We start from the raw sequence: 24144 nt of genomic DNA on the forward strand, positions 1-24144 counted from the left end.
GGCGGCCGAGCCGTGAGCGTGGCCATGGCCGTGATCGTGATCGTGATCGTGATCGTGAAGATGGTCGTGCGGGGAGCCGGAGGTGTGCGGGTGATCGTGCATGATCTGGCCTATTTCAGATAGGTGCGCAGGACCGAGGCAAGCTCTGCGCCGCCCTTTTCGCGGCCGGTCTCGTCCTCGATCAGGATGACATGGTGGCGAAGGTGGTCCTCGATCAGTTCCTGGGTCAGCCCCGTCGTGGCGCCCCGGACCGAGGCCACCAGCTGCAGGATCGCGCCGCAGTCCTTCTCGGCCTCGATGGCCCGTTCGATGGCCTCGATCTGCCCCTTCAACCGGCGCACGCGCGCCAGCAATTTGGGCTTGTCCTTGGTAAGATGCGACATCGGATCGTCCATATAGGTATAGGGGGTACCCCTATCATGCGACCCTTGTCGGATCAATCCCCGTCGGCGGGACCCGATTTCCCATTCCAATTATTGAATTCGTTTGTGGGCGACCTTATCCTTCGCCTGTCCGGGGCAATACGGCCCCGGTCCAGTCAGGGAGACCGGCCAATGACACTCGACCGCGCCGTGATGATGTTCGCGGGCTTCATGATCCTTCTGTCGCTTGCCCTCGGCACCTGGGCCTCGCCCTGGTGGTACCTGCTGACCGCCTTTGTCGGGCTGAACATGATGCAGGCCTCGGTCACCGGCTTCTGCCCGGCCGCGATGCTGTTCAAGCGGATCGGCATCCGGCCCGGCACCGTCTTCGTTTAGGCCCCCGGGCCTCGACCGAGCCTCGACCAGGCTTCGACCCGGCCCAGGGCTTCGACCGGGCTCCGGGGTGCGGCACCCCGCCGGCCCCGACGGGGGTGTGCCCGGCCGCCGGTCGCGCTAGATAGGCGCAGCAGACGGGAGGCGGCCCATGATCTTGTCACTTACCGGCGTCGGCAAGGCCTACGAGACCGGCGGCACCCGGGTCGAGGTGCTGCGCGGCGTCGATCTTTCGGTCGGCCCCGGCGAGACGGTCGCGCTGACCGGCGAATCCGGGTCCGGCAAAAGCACGCTTCTGCACCTGTGCGCCGGGCTCGACCGCGCCGACAGCGGCCGGATCGAGGTCGCGGGGCAGGACCTGACCGACGCCCCCGACCCGCGTCTTGCCGCGCTGAGGCGCCAGACCGTGGGGCTGGTCTTCCAGCAGTTCAACCTGATCCCCTCGCTTGACGTGGCCGCGAACCTCGCCTTCCAGGCCCGGCTTGCCGGACGCCACGACCCGGACTGGATCGCGGCTTTGGCCAGCCGCCTCGGGCTGTCGGCCCTGATGTCGCGCTATCCCGAACAGCTGTCGGGCGGCCAGCAGCAGCGTGTGGCCATCGGCCGGGCGCTGGCGATCCGGCCCGCGCTGTTGCTGGCCGACGAGCCCACCGGCAATCTTGACGAGGCCACGGGCGACGCGGTCATGGACCTGATGCTGGAGCTGGTGTCCGAGGCGGGCGCGGGACTTCTGATGGTGACCCATTCGCCCCGGCTCGCGGCAAGGCTCGGCCGCCGGGTGCATCTTGCGGGCGGGCGGCTCGCGGCATGATCCGCACGGCCTTCACCGCGCTTCTGTCGCACTGGCGGCGCCACCCGCTGCAACTGGCGGGCCTGTTCCTGGGGCTGGCGCTTGCCACCGCGCTCTGGTCGGGGGTGCAGGCGATCAATGCCGAGGCGCGGCAAAGCTACGACCGGGCGGCGGCGGTGCTGTCGCAGGACCGGCTGGAAAGTCTCTCCAAGCGCGACGGGCAGAATTTCGACCAGCAGGTCTTTCTGGACCTGCGCCGCGCGGGCTGGCTGGTCTCGCCGGTGCTGGAGGGCCGCTGGTCCCATCGCGGCGTGCCGGTGCGCATCCTCGGGGTCGATCCCTTCACCCTGCCTGCCGGAAGCCTGCCCGACGCGGTCACCGGACAGGACCGCACGGCCGAGTTCTTCTCGGACCAAGGGCTGGCCTTCGCCGCCCCCCAGACGGTCGAGGAACTGTCCCGCATCGGCGCCGAGGGCCTGCCGCCGCTGGCTGCAGCCGAGGGCATGGCGCCCGGTATCCTCTTCGTCGATATCGGCGTGGCGCAGCGCCTCTTGCGCGCCGAGGGCCAAATCACCCGGCTGCTGGTCGCGCCCGATCAGCCGCTGCGCCAGCGGCCGCTGGCAGAGGTCGCGCCGACCCTTGCCCGCCAGACCCCGGTCGAGCAGGCCGACATGGGTGCGCTGACCGGCAGCTTTCATCTGAACCTGACCGCCTTCGGCTTCCTGTCATTCGCGGTGGGGCTGTTCATCGTGCATTCAGCCATCGGGCTCGCCTTCGAACAGCGCCGCCCGATCTTTCGCACGCTGCGCGCCCTTGGCCTGCCGCTGCGTACGCTGGTGGGCCTTCTGGCGGCCGAGATCATGGGCTTTGCCCTTGTGGCCGGGATCGTCGGCATCGCGCTTGGCTATGTCATCGCGGCGGGGCTGTTGCCGAACGTGGCGGCGACCCTGCGCGGGCTTTACGGCGCGACCGTCTCGGGCAGCCTGTCGCTGCGCCCCGAATGGGCGCTGGCGGGACTGGGCATGGCTCTGGCGGGCGCGGGCGCGGCGGCGGCGCAAAGCCTCTGGCGTCTGGCGCGCATGCCGGTGCTGGCCCCCGCCCAGCCCCGCGCCTGGACCCGCGCCTCGGCCCGCAGCCTTGGGTGGCAGACCGGGCTTGCGGGTCTTCTGGCGCTGATCGCCCTGGCCGCCGCGCTCTGGGGCGAGGGGCTGGTGGGCGGTTTCGTGCTGCTGGGAGCGCTTCTGCTGGCCGCGGCGCTGGTGCTGCCCGGAGCGCTGGCCATTGCACTGGCCCTCGGCGAGCGCCTGTCCAAGGGTGTCATCGCGCGGTGGTTCTGGGCCGACACCCGCCAGCAACTGCCGGGCCTGTCGCTGGCGCTGATGGCGCTGCTGCTGGCGCTTTCGGCCAATATCGGGGTCGGCACCATGGTGTCGAGCTTCCGGCTGGCCTTCACCGCCTGGCTCGACCAGCGCCTGCCGTCCGAGCTTTACGTGACTGCCCGCACCGAGGACGAGGCCCGGCGCCTCGCCGACTGGCTGGCCCCCCGCACCGACGCGCTGCTGCCGATCTGGAAGATCGACGGCACGATCCTCGGCCGCCCGGGCGAGGTCTATGGCGTCGCCGATCACCGCACCTATCCCGATCACTGGCCGATGCTTCTGGGCGACAAGACCGTCTGGCAGGTGCTGGCCCGAGGCGAGGGCGCCATCGTCAACGAACAGCTCTGGCGCCGGGCGGGCCTGCATCTGGGCGATCCGGTGCCGCTGCCGGGCGGCGCGTCCCGGCCGCTGGTGGGGGTCTATGCCGATTACGGCAACACCAGGGGGCAGGTCATTATCGGCGTCGCCGATCTGGTCGCGCTTTATCCCGACATCGACCGGCTGCGCTATGCGATCCGCACCGATCCGGCCAAGGTGCCCGCGCTGCGCGATGCCATCGAGGACGCATTCCGCCTGCCGCAGGACAACATGATCTCGCAGCAGGAGGTCAAGACGATCTCGCTGATGGTGTTCGAACGGACCTTTGCCGTCACCGCCGCGCTGAACGTGCTGACCATGGGCGTCGCGGGTTTTGCCATGTTCATGAGCCTGCTGACGCTGTCGACCATGCGGCTGCCGCAGCTGGCCCCCGTCTGGGCACTGGGGCTGACCCGGGGGCGGCTGGCACGGCTGGAACTGCTGCGCGCGCTCTTGCTGGCCGCGCTGACCATGGTGCTGGCGGTGCCGGTGGGACTGTTGCTGGCCTGGGTGCTGCTGGCGGTCATCAATGTCGAGGCCTTCGGCTGGCGGCTGCCGATGCATCTTTTCCCGCGCGACTGGTTGTGGCTGGGGGCGCTGGCGCTGGCCGCCGCCGCGCTGGCCGCCGCCTGGCCCGCCTGGCGTCTGTCGCGCCTCGCGCCGGTCCACCTGCTGAAGGTCTTTGCCGATGAACGTTAGGCCCCTTCTGATCGCGCTGCTGCTGCCGCTTCCGGCCCTCGCCCAGGGCTTTGCCGGGCTCGGCACCACCGAGGACGGCTTTGCCCTGCCCAGCCCCGACACACGGCTGCAGTTCCCCGCCGATCACGGCGCCCACCCGGATTTCCGGATCGAGTGGTGGTATGTCACCGCCAACCTCAGGGGCGCGGACGGGCGGGACTACGGCACCCAGTGGACGCTGTTCCGTAACGCGCTGGCGCCGGGCGATCCGGGCGAGGGCTGGCAGACCCGGACTGCATGGATGGCCCATGCCGCCCTGACCTCGGCCGAGGACCACCGCACCGCCGAGCGGCTGGCCCGCGGCGGGATCGGGCAGGCAGGCGTCACGCTCGATCCGTTCCGGGCCGAGATCGACGACTGGGTGATGGTCAGCATCGCCGCCCCCGGCGCCGATCCGCTTTCGGCGCTCAGCCTCACCGCAAACGGCACCGGCTTTGCCTACGATCTGGCGCTTGCGGCCACCGGCCCGCTGGTTCTGCAGGGCACGCAGGGCTATTCGGTCAAGTCCGAGGACGGGCAGGCCAGCCATTACTATTCGCAGCCCTTCTACCGGGTCACGGGCCGTCTGGACTTCCCCGACCGCAGCGTGACGGTCGAGGGCACGGCCTGGCTCGACCGGGAATGGTCCAGCCAGCCGCTGGCCGAGGACCAGACCGGCTGGGACTGGCTGTCGCTGCATCTCGACGGCGGGGCCAGGCTGATGGTCTACCGGCTGAGGGGCGCCCGGGGCGACTATACCACCGGCACCTGGATCGCGCCGGACGGCACGCCCACGCCGCTGGCCCCCGGCGAGGTCGAGATGATCCCGGGCACGACCACCCGCGTCGCGGGCCGCGAGATCCCGACCGCGTGGCGGGTCCGCCTTCCGGCCCGCGATCTCGACATCGCCATCGCGGCGATGCAACCGCAGGCCTGGAACGACACCCGCGTGCCCTACTGGGAAGGGCCCGTCACCGCCACCGGCAGCCATCCGGGCGAGGGCTATCTGGAAATGACAGGCTACTAGCCCATGGCCCCGCATCTTGTCTTGATCGGCGGTGGCCACACCCATGCGCTGGTCCTGCGCGCGCTGATCGGGCGCCCGGCGACGGGCCTGCGGCTGACGCTGATCGACCCCGAGCCGCGGGCCGCCTATTCCGGCATGTTGCCGGGCTTCGTCGCGGGACATTACCGGCTCGACCAGTTGCAGATCGACCTTGCGCGGCTGGCGCGCGCGGCGGGCGCCCGGCTGATCCTCGGCCGGGCCGACGGGCTCGACACCGGCAACCGGCGCGTCCATGTCGCAGGGCAGACGCCCGTGCCCTACGACATCGCCTCGCTCGATATCGGCATCTCCTCGGACCTGCCCGGCCTGCCGGGATTTGCCGCCCATGCCGTGCCCGCCAAGCCGCTCGGTCCCTTCGCCGCGCGCTGGCAAGGCTTTGCGGCCGATGCCGCCGCGGGCCTTGTGGCGCCTCGGGTAACGGTGATCGGCGCGGGCGTGGCGGGGGTCGAGCTGGCGCTGGCCGCGCAGTACCGTCTGGCCGGTACCGGGCGGGTGCCCCAGATCACGTTGCTGGATGCGACCCCCGAGATCCTGCGCGACGTGCGGCCGCCCGCCCGCGCCGCGATGACCGACCGGCTCGCGCGGCAGGGGATCGTGCTGCGCACCGGCGTCCGGGTCGCCCGGATCGAGGCGGCGGGCGTGGTGCTGGACAGCGGCGAGCAGATCCCGGCCGCCCTGGTCATCGGCGCGGCGGGCACGCGCCCGCAGGGCTGGCTGGCGGGCACCGGGCTGCACCTGACCGACGGCTTCGTGACGGTCGACGAGACCCTGCGCGCGGTCTCGGACCCCGGCGTTTTCGCGGCGGGCGACTGCGCGCATCTCTCGCACGCGCCCCGGCCCAAGGCGGGCGTCTTCGCGGTGCGCGAGGCGCCGGTGCTGCGCGAAAACCTGATCGCCGCGCTGACCGGGCGGCCGCTGACCGCCTACCGCCCGCAGAAGGAGTATCTGAAGCTCATCTCGATGGGCGAGAAGCGCGCGGCCGCCGACCGCTGGCCGGTGCGCATCGAGGGCCGCTGGGTCTGGCGCTGGAAGGACCGCATCGACCGCAGGTTCATGGCGCAGTTCCACGACCGGCCCGGAGCCTGACGCCTAAAGCTGCGCCAGCGCGTCGATTTCGGCCATCAGTCCGGGCAGCGCCGCCGCCAGCGCGGCGGGGTCGAGCCCGTCCAGCGTCACGCGGCGCGTCGGCCGGTCCTCGAACCGCGCGCGCTGGCGCCCGTAGCGCGGGTCGTAATGGTCGGCCATCAGCCCTGCAGCCAGGGTCTCGAACGCGCCCTCGGCGGCCAGCGCGCGCCAGGCCTCGATCCGGCCGCGCGGATGCTGCGGCGCCAGCCCGTCGATGGTGGCCAGAAGCCGCGCCGGGTCATCGGTCACGTCCCGGTAGCGCCGCGCCAGATAGGCCGCGCGCGCCGCCAGCGGCACCGACAGCTCCAGCCGGGGTGCGGCCTTCATCGCCTCCCACAGCCCCCGGGGCAGGTTGAGATGGCCGATCTTGCTCGATTCCGCCTCGATCACCACGGGGCGCAGCGGATCGAGCGCGGCGCGGGCCATCGCCAGCGCCGTCTCGAACCCCTTCTGCGCGGGCTGGCCGCCCGGCATCGCACCGAAAAGCGACCCGCGATGGTTGGCAAGGCCCTCCAGATCCAGCACCTGCACCCCGGCCGCGCGCAGCAGGCCGAGGATCTCGGTCTTGGCGGTGCCGGTATTGCCGTCGAGCAGAACCGCCGGCGCCGGCCAGGGCTGGTCGTAAAGCGCCTCCTGCACCAGCCGGCGATAGCTGCGCCAGCCGCCTTCGATCGTCTCGGCGCGCCAGCCGATCTGGCCGAGGATCAGCGCGAAAGACCCCGAGCGCTGGCCCCCGCGCCAGCAATAGACCAGCGGGCGATAGCTCTTGGGCTTGTCGGCCAGCGCGGTCTCGATATGCATCGCGGCGTTCCGCGCGACGAGGGCGGCGCCGATCTTGCGGGCCAGAAACGGGCTTTGCCTGGTGTAGATCGTGCCGACCCGCGCGCGCTCCTCGTTCGACAGGATGGGCAGGGAAATCGCGCCGGGAATGTGATCCTCGGCGTATTCCGCCGGCGAGCGCACGTCGAGGATCTCGTCGAAATCGAGCGCCGCAAGATCGGTGAGGGAAGCAAGCGAAACCGGCATGGACCTGTTCTAGGACCGGCCGGGCCTTCCGGGAAGCGGTATTCGCGGCCCCCCATTGGCCAGAGCAGGACGGCGCGGGGACCGTGCCCGGCACCATTTCCGCAATATCTTGTGGAAAACCCCGGCATCGCACCGATATGAAGGGCGGCGCGCTTGACAGGCCCGGGCCTTGCCCGAAGGATCGCAAGACCACGCGGAATCAGGAGACCCCGTTTGCGTTTCACCCGGCTCAGGCTGAACGGCTTCAAGAGCTTCGTCGATCCCACCGATCTGGTGATCGCCGACGGCCTGACCGGCGTCGTCGGGCCGAACGGCTGCGGCAAGTCGAACCTGCTTGAGGCGCTGCGCTGGGTGATGGGCGAGAACCGTCCGACCGCGATGCGTGGCGGCGGCATGGAAGACGTGATCTTCGCGGGCACCTCGACCCGCTCGGCGCGCAATTTCGCCGAGGTCAGCCTGCAGATCGACAATGCCGACCGGCTGGCGCCTGCGGGCTTCAACGACAGCGACATGCTGGACGTGATCCGCCGCATCACCCGCGACGCGGGCTCGGCCTATAAGCTCAACGGCAAGGACGTGCGCGCGCGCGACGTGCAGATGCTGTTTGCCGATGCCTCGACCGGCGCAACCTCGCCCGCGCTGGTCCGGCAGGGCCAGATTTCCGAACTGATCAACGCCAAGCCGCGCGCCCGGCGCCGCATCCTCGAGGACGCGGCCGGGATCGCGGGGCTTTACCAGCGCCGCCACGAGGCGGAACTGCGGCTGAACGCGGCCGAACAGAACCTTGCCCGGGTCGATGACGTGCTGGAACAGCTGGCCCAGCAACTGGCGCAACTGGCGCGGCAGGCGAAACAGGCCGCGCGCTACCGCGCCATCGCCGAAGAGCTGCGCCGGGCCGAGGGCACGCTGCTGTTCCGCCGCTGGCAGGAGGCCGATACCGCCCGCGCCGCCGCCGAAGCCGCGCTGACCGAACGCACCCGCGAGGCCGGCCGCGCCGAGACCGCCGCGCGCGAGGCCGACCGGCTGCGGACCGAGGCCGACACCGCCCTGCCCGCGCTCCGCGAGGAAGAGGCCATTGCCGCCGCCGTGCTGCAACGCCTGAGCGTGCAGCGGGACGCGCTGGTGCAGGAAGACGAGCGCGCGCGCCAGGCGATCCAGACCCTGACCGGCCGGATAGACCAGATGACCCGCGACATCGAGCGCGAGGCGGCGCTGAACCGCGACGCGGGCGAGACGCTGGAACGGCTCGAGACCGAGGCCGCCGAGCTGTCGGCCGAGCATGAGGGCCATGACGCCGCGCTTGACGAGGCGGCCGAGGCCGCTCATGCCGCCGCCGAGGTGCTGCGCGACCGCGAAGAGGCGCAAAGCCAGATGACCGAGGACATGGCCCGACTGGTCGCGCGCCATCAGTCGGCCCAGCGCCTGCGCGAGGACGCGGCCCGCACACTGCAACGCAACGAGGACGAGGCCGCCAAGGCGCGCGCCACCGTCACTGCCGCCGACGCGAACCTTGCCACCGCGCGTACCGCGATGGACGAGGCCGCCGCCCGGCAGGATGCGGCCCAGGACACGGCCGAAGAGGCCGAGGCGCGGCTGATCGCGACCGACGAGGCCCGGGCCGAGATCCAGTCCCGCGAGGCCGAGGCGCGGGCGCAGAAATCCTCGGCCGAGGGCGAGGCCGGGGCGTTGAGGGCCGAGGTCGGGGCGCTGGCCCGGCTGGTCGAGCGCGACACCGCCGAAGGCGGCCAGATCCTCGATCTGCTGGGCGTCGACAAGGGCTATGAAAAGGCGCTGGGTGCGGCGCTGGCCGACGATCTGCGCGCGCCGGTGGTGCGGGACGGCGCGGCCTCGGGCTGGCTGGCGCTGCCGCCCTACCCGTCCGAGCCGCCCCTGCCCGAGGGGGCGGCGCCGCTGTCGGCCCATGTCGCGGTGCCCGAGGCGCTGATCCGCCGGATCGGCCAGATCGGGCTGGTGCCCGATGCCGAAACCGGGGCGCGGCTGCAACCCGCTCTTGGCCCCGGCCAGCGGCTGGTCAGCCCGGCGGGCGATCTCTGGCGCTGGGACGGGTTCCGCGCCGCCGCCGCCGATGCGCCCAGCGCCGCGGCGCTCCGGCTGCAACAGCTGAACCGTCTGGCCGAGCTTCGGCGCGATCTGGACGAGGCCGAGATACGGGCAGAGACCGCGTCCGAGGCGCATGAGGCGCTGTCGCGCGAGCTGCAGGCCGCGACCGAGGCCGACCGCGCCGCCCGCGAGGCCCGCCGCGAGGCCGACCGCGCGCTGGCCGATCTGGGCCGCGCCCTGTCGCGGGCCGAGGCCGACCGCCAGATGGCCGAGAGCCGGCTTGAAACCGCGCGGATGGCGGTGCTGCGCCACGAGGACGAGGCGACCGGCGCGCGTCTTCGGCTGAGCGAGGCCGAGGGGCAACTGGCCTCGCTGGGCGATCTCGATGCGGCGCGGGCGCGGCTGGAAGACGTGCGCACCACGGTCGAGGCCGCGCGGATGACGATGATCGCCCGCCGCGCCGCCCATGACGAGCTGAAACGCGACGGCGAGGCGCGCACCAAGCGGCTGGCGCAGATCGCGCGCGAGGCCCAGACTTGGCGCCAGCGGCTCGACACCGCCGGAACCCGCGTCGCCGAGCTTGAAAGCCGCAGGGCCGCGTCCGAAGAGGAGCTCGACCGCGCCGCCGCCCTGCCCGAGGAAATCGCCGAACGCCGCGAGGATCTGGCCGGTCAGATCGAGACCGCCGAGACCCGGCGCGCCGCCGCCGCCGAAGCGCTGGCCGCGGCCGAGACCCGGGCCCGCGAGGCCGATCATGCCGCCCGCGAGGCCGAGCGCCGGGCGGGCGAGGCCCGCGAGGCCCGCGCCGCGACCGAGGCCCGCGCCGAGGCCGCCCGCGAGACGGTGGCCCAGGCCACCGCCCGGATCGCCGAAGAGCTGGAAACAACGCCCGCCGACCTGCTGGACAAGCTGGGCGACGACCCCGACCGGATGGCGTCGGCCGAGACGATCGAGCATGAGGTGACCCGGCTCAAGCGTCAGCGCGAGGCGCTGGGCGCGGTCAACCTGCGCGCCGAGGAGGATGCGCGCGCGGTGCAGGAAGAACATGACACCCTCACCGCCGAAAAGCATGACCTCGACGAGGCGATCCGCACGCTGCGCGCAGGCATCGCCAGTCTCAACCGCGAGGGCCGCGAGCGGCTTCTGACCGCGTTCGAGCAGGTGAACGCGAATTTCGCGCTGCTGTTCACCAACCTGTTCCGCGGCGGCGAGGCCCGGCTGGTGCTGGTCGAATCCGACGATCCGCTGGAGGCCGGGCTGGAAATCATGTGCCAGCCGCCGGGCAAGAAGCTGTCGACCCTGTCACTGCTGTCGGGGGGCGAACAGACGCTGACCGCACTGGCGCTGATCTTCGGCGTCTTCCTGGCCAATCCGGCGCCGATCTGCGTGCTCGACGAGGTCGACGCGCCGCTTGACGATGCCAACGTCACCCGGATGTGCGACATGCTGGACGAGATGACCCGGCGCACCGACACGCGCTTCCTGATCATCACCCACCACGCGGTGACCATGAGCCGGATGGACCGGCTGTTCGGCGTCACCATGGCCGAACAGGGCGTGAGCCAGCTCGTGTCGGTCGATCTGAAGAAGGCCGAGGCCCTCGTCGCCTGACCTCGGCCGCGGGGTTGACAGCCGCACCGCGCGGCGTCCTGATGCGCGCCGACCCCGCGCCCCGCAGGAGGTGTTGATGCGTCCGTCCCGTCGTCTTGTCGCGGCCTGTCTTTTGGGCGCCCAGATCCTTCTGGCCGGACCGCTGCAGGCCTCGGAACCGGTGCGCGCCGCCGATCCCGACCAGGTGCTGGGCGTGCTGCGCGATGCAGGCTTCACCGCCAGCATGGGCGTCGACACCCAGGGCGACCCCAAGATCGAGGCCCGGGTTCGCGGCACCAATTTCACCGTGCTCTTCTACAAGTGCAGCTCGAACGGCAATTGCGGCGCGGTGCAGTTCATCGCCCGCTATGCGCTGCAACAGCCACTGGACCCGGACGCCATGAACCGCTGGAACAACGCCCAGATGTTCGCCAAGGCCGTGGTCAACGACGCGGGCGAACCGGCCCTGATCGTCGACGTCAACCTCGACCATGACGGGATGGGCTACCGCAACTTCCTGAATATCTGCGAGATCTGGTCCGAAGCCCTGCAGGTCTTCGAGGAATTCATCGGCTTCTGAAGTGCAGGGCCGGAACTGTCGCCCGGTTGACAGTTCCGGCCGCGACCGGCACTGCCTCGGCACAGACTGCTCAAGACCAAGGAGACCTTTCGATGACATGCCCGTTTTCCGCCCGCCGGACCCTTTCCCGCTGTGCGCCGAGCCTGTTGGCCCTGTCGTGTTGGGCGGGAGCGGCATCGGCCGATGTCATCGCCTCGGACCCCGATACGGTGCTGAAGGCGCTCCGCGCCGAAGGCCTGGCGGCGACGATGGAAACCGACGATCTCGGCGACCCCAAGATCGTGACCCATCTGACGGGAAAGTCGAACACCGAATTTTCGGTGCTGTTCTACGGCTGCACCGACAATACCGACTGCAGCTCGATCCAGTTCTACGTCGCTTATGACATGCCCGACCCGGTCACCGCGCTGAAGATGAACCAGTGGAACCGCGAATGGCTGTTCACCAAGGCCACGCTTGACGACGAGGGCGATCCGGGCCTTGAGATGGACGTGATCCTGGCCGATCCGGGGGTCGACGACAAGCTGTTCGCGACGACCGTCGACCTGTGGCGCCAGTCGATCGACGCCTTCGAGGATTTCATCGACTGGTAAGGCGCGGGCCGGGCGCCCACGGGCTGGCCGCTGCCTGAGGCGGCGGTCAGAGCCGGTCCAGAAGCGCGCGCGTCGGCCAGGAATCGGCCGGAAGGCCCAGCCGGATCTGTTCGGTCTGCACCGCCTCGCGGGTCTTTTCGCCAAGGATGCCGTCGATCCCGCCGACGTCATGGCCGCGCCGGGACAGTTTCTGCTGCAGCGCCTTCATCTCGGACCCTGAAAGCCCCGGCTCGGGGGCGCGCGGGTCGAAGATCGGCGCGCCCTCGAAACGGGTTGCCAGATAGGCCGCGGTCGTCACGTAGACGAGGCTCTGGTTCCACTCGAAATAGACGCGGAAATTGGGGTAGGCGAGGAAGGCCGGGCCGTTCCGCCCCATCGGCAGCAGCACCGAGGCCGAAAGGTTGCCTGGGCCCAGGCTGCCATTGCGCGCCCGCACGCCCAGCCGCGCCCAGTCCGACACGCGCTTGCCGTGGTCGAGCCCGATCTCGGCCCAGTCGAGATTGGCCGGAATGACGATTTCCTGCAGCCAGGGCTCGTTCGCGCGCCAGCCGAGCCCCTTCAGCATCTTCGCGGCCGACATCAGCGCATCGGGCGCCGAGGTCTTCAGCAGCACATGCCCGTCGCCATCGCCATCGACGCCGTTTTCAAGGATGTCGGCGGGCAGCATCTGCACCTGACCGATCTCGCCCGCCCAGGCACCGGTGGTGCGGGCCGGGTCGAAATCGCCGCGTTCGTAAAGCGTCAGCGCCGAGAAGACCTGCGGCCGGAACAGGTCGGGCCGCCGGCAGTCATGGGCCAGCGTGACCAGAGCGTTCAGCGTGTTGAAGTCGCCCTGGACCGCCCCGAAATCGGTTTCGAGGGCCCAGAACGCCAACAACACGCCGCGCGAGACGCCGTAGGTCCGTTCGATTTTATCGAACACGGCGTCATAGCGGGCGGCGTTCTGCCGCCCGTTGTCCAGCCGCGATTGGCTGATCAATCGTCGCGAGAAATCGATGAAATCCCGCTGAAACACCCCCTGCGCCCGGTCTGCCCGGATCACCGCAGGGTCCTGCCGCACGCCGGCAAGGAAGGTCCGCGCCGCCCCGGCATCGTGGCCCCGGCGCACCGCCTCGTCGCGAAGCCCCGCCACGAAGCCGCCGAAATCGCCGCCGCAGGCCGCCCAGGCCCCGCCGGGCGCCCCGGAGGCAAGACCCAGCGACAGCAGGCAGAGAACGGGCAGGGACGGCGACAGGCGCATGAAAAGGCTCCGGACCATTTTAGACAAAATCGTTTTACGGCCGTCACCTTACCAAGCTGTTACCGGCAGACAAGCTGGCTCAGGCGGCTTTCAGCCGGTCGCGCCCATGCGGTTCAGTCCAGTCGATCCGCGGATTGATCGGGATGATCCGGTTCGGATTGATGGTGTCGTGGCTGTAGTGGTAGTGCCGCACGATATGGTCGAAATGCACCGTCGCGGCCACGCCCGGCCATTGGTACAGCTCGCGCGCATAGGCCCAGAGATTGGGCATGTCGATCAGCCGGTTGCGGTTGCACTTGAAGTGCAGGTGATAGACCGGATCGAAACGCAGGAGCGTGGTGAATAGCCGCCAGTCGGCCTCGGTGATCCGCTCGCCCATCAGGTAGCGGCGGGTCGCAAGCCGCTTCTCCAGCCAGTCGAGACTGTCAAACAGGGCCCGCACCGCCTCGTCATAGGCCTCCTGCGAGGTGGCGAACCCGGCCTTGTAGACGCCGTTGTTGACGCTGTCGTAGACCCGCGCGTTGATCTCGTCGATGCCGTCGCGCAGGTCTTCGGGCCAATAGTCGTCGCGATTGCCGGTCAGGCCGTCGAAGGCCGAATTGAACATGCGGATGATCTCGGACGATTCGTTCGACACGATTGTCTGGCGCTGCGTGTCCCAGAGCACGGGCACCGTCACCCGGCCCGAAACATCCGGTTTCGCCCTGGTGTAGATGTCGCGCAGGAAGGGCATGCCATAAAGCCTGTCGCCGGTCGCGCCGGGAAAGCCGGTGTCGAAGGTCCAGCCATCGTCCAGCATGTCGGGATGCACCACCGAGACGCCGATATGCGGCTCCAGCCCCTTCAGCGCGCGGAAGATCAGCGTCCGGTGCGCCCAGGGGCAGGCATAGGAGACGTAAAGATGATAGCGCCCGCTTTCGGCAGCAAAACCGCCCGAGCCGCTGGGTCCCGGGGCGCCGTCGGACGTGATCCAGTTGCGAAAGCCCGCGGTCGAGCGGACGAAGCGCCCGCCATGGCTCTCGGTGTCGTACCAGCCGCTCTCCCAGCGGCCATCCATGAGATATCCCATATCTCCTCCTTCTGTTTCGGGAAGAGATAGCGGCCCGCGCGGCCCCGGCATCGCCTCTGGCCGCGCATGGCCCCTGCGTCACCGCACGGGGCTTTGGGGCTATTGCAGGTCGGCGAAGGCCTTCTGCAACCGCTCGACCGCCTCGGCGACGCGGGCCCTCGGGGTCGCGATGTTGAAGCGCAGGAAGGCCTCGCCGCCGGTGCCGAAGCTGGCCCCGTGATTCACCGCGATCTTCGCGTCCGCCTCGACCCGGCGGGTGAATTCCTCGGACGACATGCCGGTGCCCGAGGCATCGACCCAGGACAGGTAGGTGGCCTCGAGCGGCATCGACGACAGCCCCGGGATCGCGTTGAGCCCCTCGTCGAACAGCACCCGGTTGCCATCGAGATAGGTCATCAGCGCGTCGATCCAGCCCGCGCCCTCGGGCGAATAGGCGGCGGTTGCCATGATCATGCCGAAGGAGTTCGCCGACAGGCCCAGCGCCGCCATCCGGGCCGCGAAGCGCGCGCGCAGCGCCGGGTCGGGCACGATCACGTTGCCGGTATGGGTGCCCGCGATGTTGAAGCTCTTGGTCGTGGCGGTCAGCATGACCAGCCGGTCGCGCACGCTGTCGTCGACCAGATCCATGACCGTGTGGCGCGGCGCGCCCGGATAGACCAGGTCGTGATGGATCTCGTCCGAGACCAGCACCAGATCATGGCGTTTCGCGAAATCGGCGACGCCCTGCAATTCGTCGCGGGTCCAGACCCGGCCGCCGGGATTGTGCGGCGAACACAGGATCACCATGGTCTCGGCCCCGGTCATCTGCGCGTCATAGGCCGCGAAGTCCATTTCATAGCGGCCGTCCCGGTTGACCAGCGGGCATTCGACGACCACGCGCCCCGCCGCCCGGATCACCCGGGCAAAGGCGTGATAGACCGGCGTGAACAGCACCACCCCGTCGCCCGGCGCGGTGAAGGCGTCGACGCAGATCGCGGTGCCGTTCACAAGCCCGTGCGTGGTGAAGATCGCGGCCGGATCGACCTTCCAGCCATGGCGGGTCTGCATCCACCAGCCGATCGCCTCCTTGTAGGCCCGGTCGTCGCCGAAATAGCCGAAGATCCCGTGATCGAGCATGCCACGCAGCGCCTCGGCCACGCAGACCGGCGGGCGGAAGTCCATGTCCGCGACCCACATCGCCAGCCCGTCCGCCGCCGGAACGCCATAGATCGGCTCCATCATGTCCCATTTCGAGGAATGGGTGCCGCGGCGGTCGATGATCTCGTCGAAATTCATGGGGCGCTCCTGTCTTGCGCGCGTCAAGCTAGCGACTTGGCGCCCCAGCGCAAGGTCTCTGCCCGGTCCGGGCCGATGCCTGAGCCTGACACGCCGCATTGCGCGGCGGCGCGGCTTCGCCTAAATCCGACGATCATGAGCATTCGACCGATCCTGATCCATCCCGACCCGCGCCTCAAGACGGTGGCCGACCCGGTGTCGGACATCACCGCCGAGCTGCAGAAGCTTGCCGAGGACATGCTGGAAACCATGTATGACGCGCCGGGCATCGGGCTCGCCGCGCCGCAGATCGGCGTGCTGTCGCGGCTGATCGTCATGGACTGCGCCAAGGACGAGGGCGCCCGGCCCCAGCCCTTCGCGATGTTCAACCCCGAGGTCGTCTGGGCCTCGGACGACAAGAACATCCACGAAGAGGGCTGCCTGTCGATCCCCGAGACCTATGCCGAGGTCACCCGCCCGGCCGAGGTGATCGTGCGCTGGACCGACCCGTCGGGCGATCCGAAGGAAGACAAGTTCACCGGGCTCTGGGCGACCTGCGTCCAGCACGAGATCGACCATCTCGACGGCAAGCTCTTCATCGACTATCTCAAGCCGCTGAAGCGTCAGCTCATCACCCGCAAGATGGTCAAGCTCAAACGCGAACGGGGCCGGGCGTGAGCGTCCTGCCGATCCTGCACTGGCCGGACCCGCGTCTTGCGACGCCCTGCGAGCCGGTCGGGCAGGTGACGCCGGAAATCGCGCGTCTGGCGCAGGAAATGCTCGACACCATGTACGCGGCGCCCGGGCGCGGGCTGGCCGCGCCGCAGGTCGGCGTGCTGAAACGACTGTTCGTGATGGACGTCAACGGTGCCGCCGGGCCGCGCAGCCCGCGGATCTTCGTCGACCCGGTGATCGAGGAGCGCGCCGCCGACACCATGACCGGCCCCGAGGGCTGCCTGTCGCTGCCCGGGATCGTGGCCGAGGTCGAGCGGGCGATCGAGATCACCCTGCGGTGGACCGATCTCGACGGCACCCGTCGGCGCGAGGTGCTGTCGGGCATCTCGGCGGTCTGCGCCCAGCACGAGATCGACCATCTCGACGGCATAGTCACCCTGAACCGGGTCGATGCCGGCCAGCGGTCCGAACTGGAAGCGGCCTACGGCGCATGATCCGCCCGATCCTGCACTGGCCCGACCCGTGCCTGGCCACCCCGGCCGCGCCGGTCGAGGCCGTGACCGACGAGATCCGCGCGATCTGGGCCGACATGATCGACACCATGGAGGCGATGCCCGGCCATGGCGTCGGGCTGGCCGCGAACCAGATCGGTGTGCTGCTGCGCCTTGCGGTCCTCGACTGCAACGAGACACGCGGCGCGGCCGTCCGGCTGGCCAATCCCGAGATCGTGGCCGCCTCGGACGATCTGTCGGCCTATGACGAGGCGAGCCCCTGCCTGCCCGGGGTCGATGCCACGATCACCCGGCCCGCCCGGGTCACGGTGCGCTTCCTCAATGAGCAGGGCGAACCCGAGACGCGCGAATTTTCCGGTCTCTGGGCGACATCGGTGCAGCATCAGATCGACCATCTTGCGGGGCGGATGTATTTCGACACCCTCTCGAGGCTGAAACGCGACCGCCTTCTGAAGAAGGCCCGGAAACTGGGGAAACGCTGATGCGGGTGACGTTCATGGGAACGCCGGACTTCTCGGTGCCGGTGCTCGACGCGCTGGTCGCGGCAGGCCACGAGATCGCCTGCGTCTACACCCAGCCGCCCCGCCCCGCAGGCCGCGGCAAGAAGGACCGCCCGACGCCGGTGCACGCCCGCGCCGAAGAATTGGGGCTGATGGTCCGTCACCCGAAGACGCTGAGGACCGAGGAACAGGACATCGCCTTCGCCGCGCTCGACCCCGATGTGGCGGTCGTGGTGGCCTACGGGCTGATCCTGCCGCGCCAGATCCTCGAGGCGCCCTGCCGGGGTTGCCTGAACATCCATGCCTCGCTCTTGCCGCGCTGGCGGGGCGCCGCGCCCATTCACCGCGCAGTCATGGCGGGCGATACCGAAACCGGCGTCTGCATCATGCAGATGGAGGAAGGGCTCGATACCGGGCCGGTGCTGTTGCGCGAAACGACGCCCATCGGCCCCGAGGAGACCACGGGCGAGCTGCATGACCGGCTGTCGGCCATGGGCGCCCGGCTGATCGTCGAGACGCTCGAAAAGTTGCGCGATCTGCCGCCCGAGGATCAGCCCGAGGACGGCGTGACCTATGCCGCCAAGATCGACAAGACCGAGGCGAAGGTCGACTGGACCCGCCCTGCCCCCGAGGTCGCGCGCCATGTCAACGGGCTCTCGCCCTTCCCCGGCGCCTGGTGCAATGTCGCGGGCGAACGGCTGAAGCTGTTGCGCGCCCGCGCGGTCGAGCGGTCTGCGAACCCCGGCACGGTCCTGGGCGGGCTCACCATCGCCTGCGGCGAGGGCGCGGTCGAGATCCTGGAGGCCCAGCGCCAGGGCAAGCGCCCGATGAGCACCGCCGAGATCCTGCGCGGCTTTCCGCTGCCCGAACGGCTGGACTGAGACAGGCGCGCGTGGCGCAAGGCGGCGCCCTGCGGACAAGGGATCGGGCACAGGCCCCGCAGCCCGAAGCCACGGCTTGCAAGACCTGTGCCATCCCCGGCTCAGGCGCGGATATGCGCCTGCCAATGCAGGTAAAGCCCTTCGACATCGCCGCTTGTCAGCATCGGCATCGCATCCCTCAGCTGGTCCTCGGACCAGTCCCACCACCGCATCTCCTGCAGAAGACCGACGATCCTGTCCTCGAACCTCTTGCGGAGGGTCCGCGCCGGGTTACCCGCCACGACCGCATAGGGCGCGACATCGCGGGTCACCACCGCGCGGGTGCCGATCACGGCGCCGTCGCCGATTGTCAGCCCCGGCAGCACGACCGCCTCGGCCCCGATCCAGACATCATTGCCGATGACCGTGTCCCCGGACGGACGATAGCCGTTCCGGGCACCGCCGAAGGCTTCGACCTCCGGCATCCAGTAGAACGGAAAGGTGCTGATCCAGTCGCTGCGATGGCCCTGATTGCCTGCCATGATGAAGGCCGCGCCGGTTCCGATCGAACAGAAGCTGCCGATGAGAAGGCGGTCGACGCCCTCGTCGGGCAGCAGGTAGCGAGCACAGTCATCGAAGCTGTGGCCATGGTAGTAGCCTGAATAGTAGCTGTGTTTTCCGACCTTGATGTTCGGGTTGGTCACCTGACGATCGAGCGTGATGCCCCGGAAGGGGCTTTCAAATACATTGTCCATTTGCCGTTCCCTGAATGAGCGGGTCTTGCGCGCATGCGCGAAAACGGCGCCGTCGCCAGAAGCAACGCGCCGAAGCCCCGCGTCGAAGCGCAGGGCGCCATTCAGATGGTTCGGTCGGCCGACTTCACGGCATGCCCCCGGAACGCTGAAACAAGGTCCGCGTCAAGCATAGATGATCCGCGACTGCGCGCAAGCCGATGGGGGCGTGTGCCATTCCGCCCCCAAACCCCGGACCCGACCGGTCTGCTCTGGCAAAGACTCTCGTCGCGCCCCATATTGCGGCGCATGGGCATGGTCTTTCTTCTCATCGTCGGCGCTGCGGCCGGTTTTCTGGCCACCCGTATCATGCGGGTCGAGGCCGATGTGCTGACCACGGTCGCGCTGGGCGTGCTGGGCGCGCTGATCGGCGGGGTGCTGATCCGCATCCTGCTGACCATCACCGGCGCGATGGCGGGACTGGTCGGCGCGGTGCTGGGCGCGATGGCGCTGATCTGGGTCTACCAGACCTATATCGGGCGGCGCTGAGGCTAGAGGCTCGCCTCGACCCGGAACCCTTCGGGAATGTCGTCCCGGCCCTCCAGCACCAGCGCGGCCATCAGTTCGCCGACCTTCGGCGCAAGCCCGATGCCGATCTTGAAGCCGCCATTGGCCACGAACTGCCCCGGCCGTCCGGGCCAGGGGCCCAGCATCGGCGCGATGGTCTTCGCGCGGGGACGCACGCCCGCCCAGCGCTCGACCACCTCGGCCCCCGCCAGCGCCGGACAGACCGCCCGCGCCCGGGCGATCACCGCATCGAGCCGCGCATCGGTGCTGTAGGGATCGTCGAACTCGCGTTCCGAGGTCGAGCCGACGGCGACCGTGCCATCGGCATGGGGCACGATCAGCACGCCATCGGCATAGACCTGCGGTACCGCGCCTGCCCCATGGGCAAGGATCGCCGCCTGTCCCTTGACGCCGCTGCCGACCTGATGCCCCAGATCGGCCGACAGTTCGGCCAGTCCCGGATAGCCCGTGGCCCAGATCGCCAGCCCCTCAAGCGGCCCCTCGGCCCCGCAGGACACCTCGCCGCCCAGCGCACGGATCGCCTCGGCCAGCGCGGCACAGGCGGCGCGTGGCGCGATCCGCGCCGACAGCGTGTCATGGACCAGCCAGCCCGAGGGCGCCTCGGGCACAAGGCCCGTCGCCTCGGCCGCCCGGATCACCCGCCAGGCCGCGCGCCCCCGCCAGAGCGTTTCGGCCTCGACGGCGCGGGCCCTGGCGCGGGCCAGAGCCTTGTCGTCGGCAACCGGCTGATAGCGCCCGACCCGGCCATAGCCCGTGCTCCGGCCGCTTGTCGCCTCGACCTCTGCCCAGAAGGGTTCTGCCGCGATCAGGCTTTCGAACTGGAACTGTTTCTTGGGGTTCCACTGCTCGGGCACATGCGGACTGAGCGCGCCGACCGGCGTGCCGCTCGCCCCCGCCCCGGGATGCGACCATTCGACCACGCGGACCCTTGCGCCCCGGCGCGCGCAGGCATAGGCCGAGGACAACCCGAATACCCCTGCCCCCATCACGGTCACGTCCACCGGTGCCATCGCGTCCGCCCTTCTGCCCTGACGAGTCCGCTCGCGGTCTAGGCGATCCGCTGCCCCAAGGCCAGCGGGCAGAGATCGACTGGCGCGAGGGCGGCGTGCCGGTCTCGGTGCGCTTCGACGATCCGTATTTCTCGATTGCCGACGGCCTTGCCGAAACCCGGCATGTGTTTCTGACCGGCAACGGCCTGCCCGACCGGTTCGTGCCCGGCTTTCACATCGCCGAGCTGGGCTTCGGCACCGGGCTGAACCTGCTGGCGGCGCTGATCGCCTGGCGGGCAGCCGGGATGCCCGGGCCGCTGCGCTTTACCAGCTTCGAGGCCTTCCCGATGGCCCCCGAGGCGATGGACCGCGCGCTGTCGGCCTTCCCCGAGGCCCGCGCCGTGGCCGACCCGCTGATCGCCGCCTGGGCCGAGGGCGCCCGGAAGATCGAGACCGAGGACCTGATCGCCGAGATCGTCGAGGGCGATGCGCGCGAGACGCTGCCGCGCTGGCCGGGCCGGGCCGATGCCTGGTTTCTCGACGGCTTCTCGCCCGCGAAGAACCCCGAGCTCTGGTCGCCCGAGCTGATGGCCGAGGTCGCGCGCCACACCGCCCCGCGAGGAACGGCCGCCACCTATACCGCGGCCGGATTCGTCCGGCGCGGCCTGACCGAGGCCGGCTTCGAGGTGACCCGCCAGCCCGGCTTTGGCCGCAAACGCCACATGACCACGGCCCGCCTGAGATGACCGCCCGCCCATGACCCAGCAGAACACCCGGCTTGGCATCACGCTGATGATCGCCACGACCTTCGTCTTTTCGGCGCAGGACGTGCTGTCGCGGCATCTGGCCGATCTTTACAACATCCCGATGGTGGTGATGATCCGCTACTGGTTCTTCGCCGCCTTCGTGCTGGTGCTGGCGCGGCGCAACGCGGGCAGCCTGGCGGCGGCGGCCCGCACCCGGATGCCGGTGCTGCAGACCCTGCGCGGGCTGGTGCTGGTGGCCGAGATCTGGGTGATGATCGCGGCCTTCACCCTTCTGGGCCTGATCGAAAGCCATTCGGTCTTTGCCTCCTACCCGCTGATGGTGGCCGCGCTTTCGGGGCCGGTGCTGGGCGAAAAGGTCGGCTGGCGGCGCTGGACCGCGATCGGCGTCGGTTTCATCGGCGTGCTGGTCATCCTAGCGCCGGGGGTGCGGGTGTTCTCGCCGCTGGCGCTGATCCCGCTGACCGCGGCGATCCTGTTCGCCGTCTACGGGCTGCTGACCCGCTATGTCGCCCGCGAGGACAGCGCTGCGACCAGCTTCTTCTGGACCGGCACGGCCGGGGCGGTCGCGGCCACGCTGGGCGGGGTCTGGAGCTGGGAGCCGATGACCGCCGTCGACTGGGGCTTCATGGCCGGGCTGTGCGTCTCGGGCGCGCTCGGGCATTTCCTGCTGATCAAGACCTACGAGGTGGCCGAGGCCAGCGCGGTCCAGCCCTTCGCCTATCTGCAACTCGTCTTCGCCTCGGTCTTCGGGCTGACCGTGTTCCACGAGACGCTGCGCGCCAATGTCGTGGCGGGCGCGGTGATCGTGGTGGGTGCGGGGCTCTTTACCGCCTGGCGCGAACGGGTGCGTGCCAGGCGCGGCTGAGGCAGCCCGTCTTTCAGACCATGGTCTGGCTTGGCCGTCCCGGCCGTGGCCCCTACCCTGCCGCCCAGGTCGATGAGGGAGGAGCCATGCGCGACATCGACCCCGATGCCGGACCCGACCCGCCGCAGCGGCCCTTGGCCGCTGTTCCTTTCTCTTTGCCATGCGGCGGCATGCGGCCCCCGGCCGAACGGCTCCTCCGAAGATCCGGAGAAACCGGAAGCAAGGGAGGAAACCAATGCTCGATACCACCAATGCCGACCGCGTCTCGGCGGTTCTTGCCGCATTCGGAGACGCGCTGGACCAGGGCGACATCGACCGCGCGGTCGGGATGTTCACCGAGGATTGCTACTGGCGCGATCTTGTCAGCTTCACCTGGAACATCCGCACCGTCGAAGGCCCGCAGGAGGTCGCCGCGATGCTGCGCGACCGACTGGCCGCGACCGGGCCCAAGGGCTGGACGCTGGCCGAGGGCGAGATCCCGACCGAAGAGGACGGCATCACCACCGCCTGGATCCGGTTCGAAACCGGGCTTGCCCGCGGCTACGGGCTGATCCGTCTGAAAGACGACCGGATCTGGACGCTTCTGACCACCATGGTCGAGCTGAAGGGCCATGAAGAGCCCAAAGGCATCCACCGGCCGCTGGGGGCGAAGCACGGCGCGGGCAAGGACCGCCTCAGCTGGAAGGAAGAACGCGAGGCCGAAGAACAGGCGCTGGGGCGCACGGTGCAGCCCTATGTACTGATCGTCGGCGGCGGACAGGGCGGCATCGCGCTGGGCGCCCGCCTCAGGATGCTGGGCGTGCCGACGATCATCGTCGAGAAGAACGACCGGCCCGGCGACAGCTGGCGCAAGCGCTACAAGTCGCTCTGCCTGCACGATCCGGTCTGGTACGACCACCTGCCCTATATCAAGTTCCCCGACACCTGGCCGGTGTTCAGCCCCAAGGACAAGATCGGCGACTGGCTGGAAATGTACACGAAGGTCATGGAGCTGACCTACTGGACCCGCTCGACCTGCACCTCTGCCAGCTATGACGAGACCGCGAAGGAATGGACGGTCACCGTCGACCGCGACGGCGAAGAGGTCGTGCTGCGCCCGCGCCAGCTGGTGCTGGCGACCGGCATGTCGGGCAAGCCCAACATCCCCGACTTCCCCGGGCGCGACACCTTCCGGGGCGATCAGCACCACTCCTCGCAGCATCCCGGCCCCGATGCCTATCGCGGCAAGTCCTGCGTGGTGATCGGGTCGAACAACTCGGCCCACGACATCGCCGCGGCCCTTTGGGAACATGATGCCAAGGTGACCATGGTGCAGCGGTCCTCGACCCATATCGTGCGCTCGGACACGCTGATGGAAATCGGGCTTGGCGGGCTTTATTCCGAACAGGCGGTGCAGGCGGGCATCACCACCGAAAAGGCCGACCTGATCTTCGCCTCGATCCCCTATGCCATCCTGCACGAATTCCAGATCCCGCTTTACGAACAGATGCACGAGCGCGACCGGGGCTTCTACGAGGCGCTGGAAAAGGCCGGGTTCTGGCTCGACTGGGGCGAGGACGGATCGGGGCTCTTCATGAAATACCTGCGCCGCGGGTCGGGCTATTACATCGACATCGGCGCGAGCCAGCTGATCATCGACGGCGAGATCGCGCTGAAACGCGGACAGGTGACCGAGATCGTCGAGGATGGCGTCATGCTGGAGGACGGCACGCATCTGAAGGCCGATCTTATCGTCTATGCCACCGGCTACGGGTCGATGAACGGCTGGGCCGCCGACCTGATCGGGCAGGATGTGGCCGACAAGGTCGGCAAGTGCTGGGGGCTCGGGTCCGACACCCCCAAGGACCCCGGCCCCTGGGAGGGCGAACAGCGCAACATGTGGAAACCCACCCGGCAGGAGGGGCTGTGGTTCCATGGCGGGAACCTGCATCAGTCGCGCCATTATTCGCAGTTCCTGGCGCTGCAGCTGAAGGCACGGATGGAGGGTCTGCCGGTCGAGCCCTGGGGCGTGCCCGAGGTCCATCATCTGGGCTGAGACCCCGGGGGTCCTGAAGG

Annotated in this window: 23 protein-coding genes; 16 read left to right on the forward strand and 7 right to left on the reverse strand. The window is 69.5% G+C overall.

Annotated features, from left to right (window positions below; translation table 11 throughout):
- Positions 1-110 precede the first annotated feature (110 nt).
- Positions 111-383, reverse strand: a complete 273-nt coding sequence (locus C8N38_RS12185; RefSeq protein WP_108027505.1) for a metal/formaldehyde-sensitive transcriptional repressor — start codon at positions 381-383, stop codon at positions 111-113.
- 171 nt (positions 384-554) lie between these two features.
- On the opposite strand from C8N38_RS12185, the gene C8N38_RS12190 reads away from it, so the two are divergent.
- The 5 genes from C8N38_RS12190 (at position 555) to C8N38_RS12210 (ending at position 6150) form a co-directional block, all read left to right on the forward strand.
- A complete protein-coding gene (locus C8N38_RS12190; RefSeq protein ID WP_108027452.1) occupies positions 555-758 on the forward strand; it encodes a YgaP family membrane protein in 204 nt (67 codons plus the stop codon).
- A 148-nt stretch (positions 759-906) separates the two neighbouring features.
- The gene (locus C8N38_RS12195; RefSeq protein WP_108027453.1) at positions 907-1566 is read left to right on the forward strand and encodes an ABC transporter ATP-binding protein; all 660 of its coding nucleotides are present in this window, start codon (positions 907-909) and stop codon (positions 1564-1566) included.
- A complete protein-coding gene (locus C8N38_RS12200) occupies positions 1563-3980 on the forward strand; it encodes an ABC transporter permease (protein WP_108027454.1) in 2418 nt (805 codons plus the stop codon). The genes C8N38_RS12195 and C8N38_RS12200 overlap by 4 nt, the downstream gene beginning before the upstream one ends.
- Positions 3970-5025: a lipocalin-like domain-containing protein gene (locus C8N38_RS12205; protein WP_108027455.1), complete on the forward strand. Its 1056-nt coding sequence runs from the start codon at positions 3970-3972 to the stop codon at positions 5023-5025. Before C8N38_RS12200 ends, C8N38_RS12205 begins: the two co-directional genes overlap by 11 nt.
- Before the next feature lie 3 nt (positions 5026-5028).
- Positions 5029-6150 (forward strand): FAD-dependent oxidoreductase, encoded by a 1122-nt coding sequence (locus C8N38_RS12210; RefSeq protein ID WP_108027456.1) that lies wholly within the window; start codon positions 5029-5031, stop codon positions 6148-6150.
- Positions 6151-6153: 3 nt separating this feature from the next.
- On the opposite strand, the gene mnmH is transcribed toward C8N38_RS12210, so the two are convergent.
- Positions 6154-7215 (reverse strand): tRNA 2-selenouridine(34) synthase MnmH, encoded by a 1062-nt coding sequence (gene mnmH / locus C8N38_RS12215; protein WP_108027457.1) that lies wholly within the window; start codon positions 7213-7215, stop codon positions 6154-6156.
- Between the two features lie 213 nt (positions 7216-7428).
- On the opposite strand from mnmH, the gene C8N38_RS12220 reads away from it, so the two are divergent.
- The 3 genes from C8N38_RS12220 (at position 7429) to C8N38_RS12230 (ending at position 12039) form a co-directional block, all read left to right on the forward strand.
- Positions 7429-10887, forward strand: coding sequence for an AAA family ATPase (locus tag C8N38_RS12220; protein ID WP_108027458.1), 3459 nt, complete (start codon positions 7429-7431; stop codon positions 10885-10887).
- Between the two features lie 76 nt (positions 10888-10963).
- The gene (locus tag C8N38_RS12225; protein ID WP_108027459.1) at positions 10964-11446 is read left to right on the forward strand and encodes a YbjN domain-containing protein; all 483 of its coding nucleotides are present in this window, start codon (positions 10964-10966) and stop codon (positions 11444-11446) included.
- 146 nt (positions 11447-11592) lie between these two features.
- Positions 11593-12039 carry a YbjN domain-containing protein gene (locus tag C8N38_RS12230; protein WP_158272348.1) on the forward strand — a complete coding sequence of 149 codons (447 nt, stop codon included), beginning with the start codon at positions 11593-11595 and terminating at the stop codon, positions 12037-12039.
- A 46-nt stretch (positions 12040-12085) separates the two neighbouring features.
- On the opposite strand, the gene C8N38_RS12235 is transcribed toward C8N38_RS12230, so the two are convergent.
- The 3 genes from C8N38_RS12235 to C8N38_RS12245 form a co-directional block, all read right to left on the reverse strand.
- Positions 12086-13279 (reverse strand): lytic murein transglycosylase, encoded by a 1194-nt coding sequence (locus C8N38_RS12235; RefSeq protein WP_108027506.1) that lies wholly within the window; start codon positions 13277-13279, stop codon positions 12086-12088.
- Positions 13280-13358: 79 nt separating this feature from the next.
- Positions 13359-14348, reverse strand: a complete 990-nt coding sequence (locus C8N38_RS12240; protein ID WP_108027461.1) for a glutathione S-transferase family protein — start codon at positions 14346-14348, stop codon at positions 13359-13361.
- A 99-nt stretch (positions 14349-14447) separates the two neighbouring features.
- The gene (locus C8N38_RS12245; protein WP_108027462.1) at positions 14448-15623 is read right to left on the reverse strand and encodes a MalY/PatB family protein; all 1176 of its coding nucleotides are present in this window, start codon (positions 15621-15623) and stop codon (positions 14448-14450) included.
- Positions 15624-15758: 135 nt separating this feature from the next.
- Between C8N38_RS12245 and def (C8N38_RS12250) the strand changes: the two genes are divergently transcribed.
- The 4 genes from def (C8N38_RS12250) to fmt are packed head-to-tail and all read left to right on the forward strand — an operon-like array spanning position 15759 to position 18170.
- Positions 15759-16280, forward strand: a complete 522-nt coding sequence (gene def, locus C8N38_RS12250; RefSeq protein WP_108027463.1) for a peptide deformylase — start codon at positions 15759-15761, stop codon at positions 16278-16280.
- Positions 16277-16771 (forward strand): peptide deformylase, encoded by a 495-nt coding sequence (gene def / locus C8N38_RS12255; RefSeq protein WP_108027464.1) that lies wholly within the window; start codon positions 16277-16279, stop codon positions 16769-16771. Before def (C8N38_RS12250) ends, def (C8N38_RS12255) begins: the two co-directional genes overlap by 4 nt.
- Entirely contained in the window at positions 16768-17271 is a 504-nt protein-coding gene (gene def / locus C8N38_RS12260; RefSeq protein WP_108027465.1) for a peptide deformylase, read from the forward strand. The genes def (C8N38_RS12255) and def (C8N38_RS12260) overlap by 4 nt, the downstream gene beginning before the upstream one ends.
- Entirely contained in the window at positions 17271-18170 is a 900-nt protein-coding gene (gene fmt, locus C8N38_RS12265; RefSeq protein WP_108027466.1) for a methionyl-tRNA formyltransferase, read from the forward strand. The genes def (C8N38_RS12260) and fmt overlap by 1 nt, the downstream gene beginning before the upstream one ends.
- A 101-nt stretch (positions 18171-18271) precedes the next feature.
- Here the strand turns inward: fmt and catB are convergent, their stop codons facing one another.
- On the reverse strand, positions 18272-18904 hold the full coding sequence (catB, locus tag C8N38_RS12270; RefSeq protein WP_108027467.1) for a type B chloramphenicol O-acetyltransferase: 633 nt from the start codon (positions 18902-18904) through the stop codon (positions 18272-18274).
- A gap of 285 nt (positions 18905-19189) precedes the next feature.
- On the opposite strand from catB, the gene C8N38_RS12275 reads away from it, so the two are divergent.
- Entirely contained in the window at positions 19190-19429 is a 240-nt protein-coding gene (locus C8N38_RS12275; RefSeq protein WP_108027468.1) for a GlsB/YeaQ/YmgE family stress response membrane protein, read from the forward strand.
- A gap of 2 nt (positions 19430-19431) precedes the next feature.
- Here the strand turns inward: C8N38_RS12275 and C8N38_RS12280 are convergent, their stop codons facing one another.
- A complete protein-coding gene (locus C8N38_RS12280; protein ID WP_108027469.1) occupies positions 19432-20478 on the reverse strand; it encodes an NAD(P)/FAD-dependent oxidoreductase in 1047 nt (348 codons plus the stop codon).
- Between the two features lie 74 nt (positions 20479-20552).
- On the opposite strand from C8N38_RS12280, the gene mnmC2 reads away from it, so the two are divergent.
- The 3 genes from mnmC2 (at position 20553) to C8N38_RS12295 (ending at position 24124) form a co-directional block, all read left to right on the forward strand.
- Entirely contained in the window at positions 20553-21203 is a 651-nt protein-coding gene (gene mnmC2 / locus C8N38_RS12285; protein WP_108027507.1) for a tRNA (5-methylaminomethyl-2-thiouridine)(34)-methyltransferase MnmC2, read from the forward strand.
- A 10-nt stretch (positions 21204-21213) separates the two neighbouring features.
- Positions 21214-22089 (forward strand): DMT family transporter, encoded by an 876-nt coding sequence (locus C8N38_RS12290; RefSeq protein WP_108027470.1) that lies wholly within the window; start codon positions 21214-21216, stop codon positions 22087-22089.
- Positions 22090-22324: 235 nt separating this feature from the next.
- Positions 22325-24124: an NAD(P)/FAD-dependent oxidoreductase gene (locus C8N38_RS12295; protein ID WP_108027471.1), complete on the forward strand. Its 1800-nt coding sequence runs from the start codon at positions 22325-22327 to the stop codon at positions 24122-24124.
- The last annotated feature ends 20 nt before the right edge of the window (positions 24125-24144 follow it).

It is taken from the genome of Rhodovulum kholense, from assembly GCF_003053725.1.
In the GTDB taxonomy this organism is placed as follows: domain Bacteria; phylum Pseudomonadota; class Alphaproteobacteria; order Rhodobacterales; family Rhodobacteraceae; genus Rhodovulum; species Rhodovulum kholense.

What these genes read in the sequence shown, in the direction of transcription:
- C8N38_RS12195 (WP_108027453.1), top strand. Translation starts at nt 907, where the DNA reads ATGATCTTGTCACTTACCGGCGTCGGCAAGGCCTACGAGACCGGCGGC.
- catB (WP_108027467.1), bottom strand. Translation starts at nt 18,904, where the DNA reads ATGGACAATGTATTTGAAAGCCCCTTCCGGGGCATCACGCTCGATCGT.
- C8N38_RS12245 (WP_108027462.1), bottom strand. Translation starts at nt 15,623, where the DNA reads ATGAATTTCGACGAGATCATCGACCGCCGCGGCACCCATTCCTCGAAA.
- fmt (WP_108027466.1), top strand. Translation starts at nt 17,271, where the DNA reads ATGCGGGTGACGTTCATGGGAACGCCGGACTTCTCGGTGCCGGTGCTC.
- C8N38_RS12240 (WP_108027461.1), bottom strand. Translation starts at nt 14,348, where the DNA reads ATGGGATATCTCATGGATGGCCGCTGGGAGAGCGGCTGGTACGACACC.
- C8N38_RS12190 (WP_108027452.1), top strand. Translation starts at nt 555, where the DNA reads ATGACACTCGACCGCGCCGTGATGATGTTCGCGGGCTTCATGATCCTT.
- C8N38_RS12275 (WP_108027468.1), top strand. Translation starts at nt 19,190, where the DNA reads ATGGGCATGGTCTTTCTTCTCATCGTCGGCGCTGCGGCCGGTTTTCTG.
- C8N38_RS12185 (WP_108027505.1), bottom strand. Translation starts at nt 383, where the DNA reads ATGTCGCATCTTACCAAGGACAAGCCCAAATTGCTGGCGCGCGTGCGC.
- def (WP_108027463.1), top strand. Translation starts at nt 15,759, where the DNA reads ATGAGCATTCGACCGATCCTGATCCATCCCGACCCGCGCCTCAAGACG.
- C8N38_RS12210 (WP_108027456.1), top strand. Translation starts at nt 5,029, where the DNA reads ATGGCCCCGCATCTTGTCTTGATCGGCGGTGGCCACACCCATGCGCTG.
- def (WP_108027465.1), top strand. Translation starts at nt 16,768, where the DNA reads ATGATCCGCCCGATCCTGCACTGGCCCGACCCGTGCCTGGCCACCCCG.
- C8N38_RS12200 (WP_108027454.1), top strand. Translation starts at nt 1,563, where the DNA reads ATGATCCGCACGGCCTTCACCGCGCTTCTGTCGCACTGGCGGCGCCAC.
- C8N38_RS12280 (WP_108027469.1), bottom strand. Translation starts at nt 20,478, where the DNA reads ATGGCACCGGTGGACGTGACCGTGATGGGGGCAGGGGTATTCGGGTTG.
- C8N38_RS12290 (WP_108027470.1), top strand. Translation starts at nt 21,214, where the DNA reads ATGACCCAGCAGAACACCCGGCTTGGCATCACGCTGATGATCGCCACG.
- mnmH (WP_108027457.1), bottom strand. Translation starts at nt 7,215, where the DNA reads ATGCCGGTTTCGCTTGCTTCCCTCACCGATCTTGCGGCGCTCGATTTC.
- C8N38_RS12235 (WP_108027506.1), bottom strand. Translation starts at nt 13,279, where the DNA reads ATGCGCCTGTCGCCGTCCCTGCCCGTTCTCTGCCTGCTGTCGCTGGGT.
- C8N38_RS12225 (WP_108027459.1), top strand. Translation starts at nt 10,964, where the DNA reads ATGCGTCCGTCCCGTCGTCTTGTCGCGGCCTGTCTTTTGGGCGCCCAG.
- C8N38_RS12205 (WP_108027455.1), top strand. Translation starts at nt 3,970, where the DNA reads ATGAACGTTAGGCCCCTTCTGATCGCGCTGCTGCTGCCGCTTCCGGCC.
- C8N38_RS12295 (WP_108027471.1), top strand. Translation starts at nt 22,325, where the DNA reads ATGCTCGATACCACCAATGCCGACCGCGTCTCGGCGGTTCTTGCCGCA.